General features: G+C 49.6%; 5 protein-coding genes, 2 tRNA genes and 2 other RNA genes. 3 read left to right on the forward strand and 6 right to left on the reverse strand.

The genetic code is table 11. From position 1 onward, the window contains the following. Positions 1-135 precede the first annotated feature (135 nt). From FDX03_RS11705 to FDX03_RS11730, 6 genes are all read right to left on the reverse strand, one after another. Positions 136-266: non-coding RNA, RtT sRNA (locus tag FDX03_RS11705), on the reverse strand. Positions 267-309: 43 nt separating this feature from the next. Next, a tRNA-Tyr gene (locus FDX03_RS11710) sits at positions 310-394 on the reverse strand. A 34-nt stretch (positions 395-428) separates the two neighbouring features. Then, positions 429-560: non-coding RNA, RtT sRNA (locus FDX03_RS11715), on the reverse strand. Between the two features lie 43 nt (positions 561-603). Then, positions 604-688: transfer RNA gene (locus tag FDX03_RS11720), tRNA-Tyr, on the reverse strand. Positions 689-845: 157 nt separating this feature from the next. Further along, entirely contained in the window at positions 846-1688 is an 843-nt protein-coding gene (purU, locus tag FDX03_RS11725) for a formyltetrahydrofolate deformylase (protein WP_048211473.1), read from the reverse strand. Positions 1689-1743: 55 nt separating this feature from the next. After that, positions 1744-2199: a YchJ family protein gene (locus tag FDX03_RS11730; RefSeq protein ID WP_061068013.1), complete on the reverse strand. Its 456-nt coding sequence runs from the start codon at positions 2197-2199 to the stop codon at positions 1744-1746. 111 nt (positions 2200-2310) lie between these two features. Between FDX03_RS11730 and rssA the strand changes: the two genes are divergently transcribed. The 3 genes from rssA (at position 2311) to galU (ending at position 5435) form a co-directional block, all read left to right on the forward strand. Beyond that, a complete protein-coding gene (gene rssA, locus FDX03_RS11735) occupies positions 2311-3219 on the forward strand; it encodes a patatin-like phospholipase RssA (RefSeq protein WP_048211475.1) in 909 nt (302 codons plus the stop codon). A 90-nt stretch (positions 3220-3309) separates the two neighbouring features. Next, on the forward strand, positions 3310-4323 hold the full coding sequence (rssB, locus tag FDX03_RS11740; protein ID WP_061068012.1) for a two-component system response regulator RssB: 1014 nt from the start codon (positions 3310-3312) through the stop codon (positions 4321-4323). Positions 4324-4526: 203 nt separating this feature from the next. Continuing rightward, positions 4527-5435 carry a UTP--glucose-1-phosphate uridylyltransferase GalU gene (gene galU / locus FDX03_RS11745; protein WP_045443617.1) on the forward strand — a complete coding sequence of 303 codons (909 nt, stop codon included), beginning with the start codon at positions 4527-4529 and terminating at the stop codon, positions 5433-5435. The last annotated feature ends 111 nt before the right edge of the window (positions 5436-5546 follow it).

Genomic DNA, 5546 nt, shown 5'->3' on the forward strand with positions numbered 1-5546 from the left:
CCTTATCCAGCCTACGCAGACGTCAGTTCTCTGTAGGCCTGATAAGCGTAGCGCCTCAGGCAAATTGCTGGCACGTATTGAGGGCAGAATATGGGGTATTGCAGATGGACTTGGTGTTGGTGCTATATGAAGTGATGGTGGTGGGGGAAGGATGACTCAGCGCTGTGCGCTTCGCCCTTCGGGTCGTTGCCTGCGGCAACGCTTTCTCGCTACGCTCGAATCGAACCTTAGTCGAAGCTTCTCATCCTTCCCGGCAGGGTAGAATATAAAGCATTGAGATATGATTTAGTAAAGTCTTACAGGAGAAGATGGTGGTGGGGGAAGGATTCGAACCTTCGAAGTCGATGACGGCAGATTTACAGTCTGCTCCCTTTGGCCGCTCGGGAACCCCACCAGGGGTAATTCAAATTGTAGGTAAAGCTTGAGGATGGTGGTGGGGGAAGGATTATTCGTCGCTTCGCTCCTCACCCTTCGGGCCGTTGCCGCTGGCAACGTTCTCTCGCTTTCGCTCGAGTCGAACCTTAATCGAAGATTCTCACCCTTCCCAGTAAGTGCAAACTTCAGCATAGCTTATTGGGGTTACTACATCGCTGTAGTGAATAATGGTGGTGGGGGAAGGATTCGAACCTTCGAAGTCGATGACGGCAGATTTACAGTCTGCTCCCTTTGGCCGCTCGGGAACCCCACCACGGGGTAATGCTATGTTACTGGCCTGCTTCCTTTGGAAGCGGGGCGCATCATATCAAATGATGCGCCCCTGTAAAGCATTCCGTTGATAAAAAAGAACTGGTTGCCTGATTTTTACGCGTAAAGATGTAAAGGTAACCAATAAAATTATCAATCGATTACAGAATAATCGTTCGGTTACCGTAAACAAAGACACGCTGCGCGAGAACCTGATAAAGCGCGCGGCTTAATACGTTTTTTTCAACGTCACGACCGGCACGCATCATATCCTCTGCGGTATAGGTATGATCCACATGAATCACGTCCTGCATGATGATCGGACCTTCATCGAGGTTATCATTCACATAATGCGCCGTCGCACCGATGATCTTCACACCGCGGTCATAGGCCTGATGGTACGGGCGAGCACCAATAAACGCTGGCAGGAATGAGTGGTGGATATTGATAATCTTATTCGGGAAGCGAGAAACAAATGTCGGCGTCAGGACACGCATATATTTTGCCAGCACGACATAGTCTGGCTGATGTGCGTCGATAGCATCGGCCATTTTCTGGTCATGTTCGTCACGCGTTAATCCTTCGTGGCTGACCAGCTCAAAAGGAATATCAAAACGCTCAACCAGGGAACGTAGCGTGTCGTGGTTGCCGATAACCGCGGCAATTTCAACATCCAGTCCGCCGTAATTGGCCTTCATTAACAGATCGCCCAAACAGTGGGCTTCTTTGGTGACTAAAATAACGATGCGGCGCCGTCCCGCAGGCGTAAGCTCGCGAATGGAACCTTCTGGTAGCGCGCTGTCCAGATCGGTCAGCAGTGTGACATCGTTAAAAATGCCTTCCAGCTCGGTGCGCATGAAAAAACGCCCGGTACGGTGGTCCACGAACTCATTGTTTTGCACGATGTTCAGTTCGTGCTTGTAACAGATGTTAGTAATGCGCGCGATCAGACCTTTTTGGTCCGGGCAAATTGTACGCAGCACTTTTCGTTGTAATGAATGCATTTGCAGCGGAGATCCTGTTGAGAATGTTTGCATAATTGATACTGTCGGGCGTTGATTAGCCGCAGCACTTTTTAAATTTTTTACCGGAGCCACAAGGGCAGGTATCGTTTCGTCCAATTTGCGGGCGTGTACCATCGATATAGTACCACTGACCGTTTTCTTTTAAAAAACGAGAGCGTTCGATAATTGCGCCTGTTTTTCCCTGTTCAGAAAACCGTGCGACAAAACTGACATAGCCGATATTGTCGGTTTCTGCCGTCTGCTGTTCAAAAACGGTCAGTCCCAGCCATTCGGTATGGGTAAATCCTGCAATAATGTCATCCCGGAAATCGGCGGCATGACAATCTGGATGCCAGGTTTTGATGAGGTAATCTGCGTCTTTCATCACAAAAGCACAGTAGCGAGAACGCATGAGATGTGACGGCGTAGGTGCTACTTGTGCACCGGACACATAACGGTAGCAACATAGGCTATACTCGACAGCGCTACCACAGGGACAAAGCTGAGACACAAAGTACTCCCTGGAATAAAAAAACGGCGTAAAAACGCCAGGGTGGCACTATGTTAACTGAGCCGTGGCGATGTTGCTACGTCTGCAAGCCAGGGGAAGTCTGTAGGTATAATGAGAAAAATAAAAATTGGGCTGGCGCTAGGTTCCGGCGCAGCACGCGGCTGGTCGCATATTGGTGTGATCAAAGCCCTGAAACACATGGGCATTGATATTGATATTGTGGCAGGGTGTTCCATTGGCTCACTGGTCGGAGCCGCCTACGCATGTAACAAACTCCCCGCGCTTGAACAGTGGGTTTGCTCCTTCAGTTACTGGGATGTTTTACGCCTGATGGATCTCTCGTGGCGCAGGGGCGGATTATTGCGCGGCGAACGGGTATTCAATCAGTATCGGAATGTCATGCCGGTAGAATCTATCGAACAATGCTCACGTCGTTTTGCTACTGTCGCAACCAATCTAAGTACGGGCCGTGAACTCTGGTTTACCGAAGGTGATTTGCATCTTGCCGTCCGTGCCTCCTGCAGTATTCCTGGCCTGATGTCACCTGTGGCACATAATGGTTATTGGCTGGTTGATGGCGCGGTGGTGAACCCTGTACCCGTCTCCCTGACGCGTGCGTTGGGGGCCGATATCGTTATTGCAGTCGACCTGCAACATGATGCGCACCTGATGCAACAGGATCTGCTCTCCTTCAACGTCAATAGTGAAACCGAATCGAACGATGATGATGAGCTGTCATGGCATGCCCGCCTGAAAGAACGTTTGAGCAACATTACGGCCCGGCGTGCAGTCACGGCACCTACGGCGATGGAGATCATGACGACCTCGATTCAGGTTCTGGAAAACCGTCTCAAGCGCAACCGTATGGCTGGAGATCCACCTGATATTCTGATTCAGCCGTTTTGTCCGCAAATATCTACGCTGGATTTCCATCGCGCCAGTGCTGCTATTGCTGCCGGGCAGTTAGCGGTCGAGAAGAAAATGGATGAGCTTCTGCCCCTGGTAAAAACCAACGTTTAACGCATTTTTCATCAACACTTAAGCAAATTCTGACAGGCGTGAGTTGCAATAGCATGCCACTATTTACTAAAGCCAGTCAGGGGGGAGAATATGACGCAGCCATTGGTCGGAAAACAGATTCTTATCGTTGAAGATGAGCCGGTATTTCGCTCGCTTCTGGATTCATGGTTTTCCTCTTTGGGAGCGACAACAGCAGTAGCGGGAGACGGGCTTGATGCGCTGGAGTTACTGGGGCGCTTCACCCCCGACCTGATGATTTGCGATCTCGCTATGCCGAGAATGAACGGCCTTAAACTGGTTGAGTATCTGCGTAATCGTGGCGATCAGACGCCGATTCTGGTGATCTCCGCAACGGAAAATATGGCCGATATTGCCAAAGCATTACGACTCGGTGTGGATGATGTTCTTTTAAAGCCCGTGAAGGACCTTAACCGCCTGCGAGAAACCGTTTTTGCGTGTCTTTATCCCAATATGTTTAATTCTCGTGTGGAAGAAGAAGAGCGGCTGTTTCGCGACTGGGATGCGATGGTGGGCGATCCTGCAGCTGCTGCAAAACTGTTGCAAGAATTGCAGCCCCCAGTGTCGCAGGTCATCTCGCATTGTCGGGTTAACTACCGCCAGTTGGTTGCCGCCGATCAGCCAGGGCTGGTACTGGATATTGCGCCGCTCTCAGACCATGATCTCGCGTTTTATTGTCTGGATGTGACAAGGGCCGGGGATAATGGCGTCCTGGCGGCATTACTACTGCGTGCGCTATTTAACGGTTTGCTACAGGAACAGTTGGCACATCAAAATCAACGATTGCCGGAGTTGGGTGCGTTATTGAAGCAGGTGAATCATTTACTGCGTCAGGCTAATTTACCAGGACAGTTTCCTTTGCTGGTGGGCTATTATCACAGCGGATTAAAAAACCTGATTTTGGTATCAGCAGGGCTGAATGCGACATTAAATACAGGTTCACATAATGTACAAATCAGTAATGGTGTTCCGCTGGGCACCTTAGGTAATGCGTATCTTAATCAACTGAGCCAGCGTAGTGAGTCCTGGCAATGCCAAATCTGGGGGGCAGGCGGTCGTTTGCGCCTGATGTTGTCTGCGGAATGAACAATTGACAGGTAGGGGAATCAAATTGGCTCACCTACTCACGCGGCGAGTGCTACTATCAGCGCCAGATTTATACGTATTTATCTTAATTATACCGACGCGCGTCCTTTTCAGACCTGAAGCTTACTGCGGTACTGATATACTCGGATGCGAAACAGATTGATGAACATGTTCAATACATGAACAGTCCAGGAGAGTTTTAAATGGCTGCCCTTAATTCAAAAGTCAAAAAGGCCGTTATCCCGGTTGCGGGATTAGGAACCAGGATGTTACCGGCTACGAAGGCAATCCCGAAAGAGATGCTACCGTTGGTTGATAAGCCATTAATTCAGTACGTCGTGAACGAATGTATTGCTGCGGGCATCACTGAAATTGTACTCGTGACTCACTCGTCTAAAAATTCAATTGAAAACCACTTTGATACCAGCTTTGAACTTGAAGCGATGCTTGAAAAGCGCGTAAAACGTCAGCTTCTGGAAGAAGTGCAATCTATTTGCCCTCCGCATGTCACTATTATGCAGGTGCGTCAGGGGTTGGCAAAAGGTCTGGGGCACGCGGTATTGTGTGCCCATCCGGTTGTTGGCGATGAACCCGTTGCGGTCATCCTGCCGGACGTTATTCTTGACGAATACGAATCTGATTTATCCCGTGACAACCTTGCTGAAATGATCCACCGTTTTGATGAAACAGGCAGCAGCCAGATTATGGTGGAGCCTGTAGCAGACGTAACGGCTTATGGCGTTGTTGATTGCAAGGGCGTTGAATTAACGCCTGGTGAAAGCGTACCGATGGTTGGCGTGGTAGAAAAACCGAAAGCAGACGTTGCGCCATCTAATCTGGCCGTTGTGGGGCGTTATGTTCTCAGTGCGGATATCTGGCCTCTGCTGGCAAAAACACCTCCGGGAGCAGGTGATGAAATTCAGCTGACCGATGCTATCGATATGCTGATCGAAAAAGAAACGGTAGAAGCCTATCACATGAAGGGTAAAAGCCATGACTGTGGTAATAAGCTGGGCTATATGCAGGCGTTTGTTGAATATGGTATTCGCCATAATACGCTTGGCGCTGAATTTAAAGCGTGGCTTGAAGATGAGATGGGTATTAAGAAGTAACCTCGCGGTATTATAAGGACAGAACGGCGCTGCTAATCCAGCGCCGTTTTTTTATACCTAATTTGGGTAGGGCGATGGGCGAAGTACGGGTAAAAAAAATCCCGCCAGTGG

The organism is Citrobacter sp. wls827, assembly GCF_005280875.1.
Classification (GTDB): Bacteria; Pseudomonadota; Gammaproteobacteria; order Enterobacterales; family Enterobacteriaceae; genus Citrobacter; species Citrobacter youngae.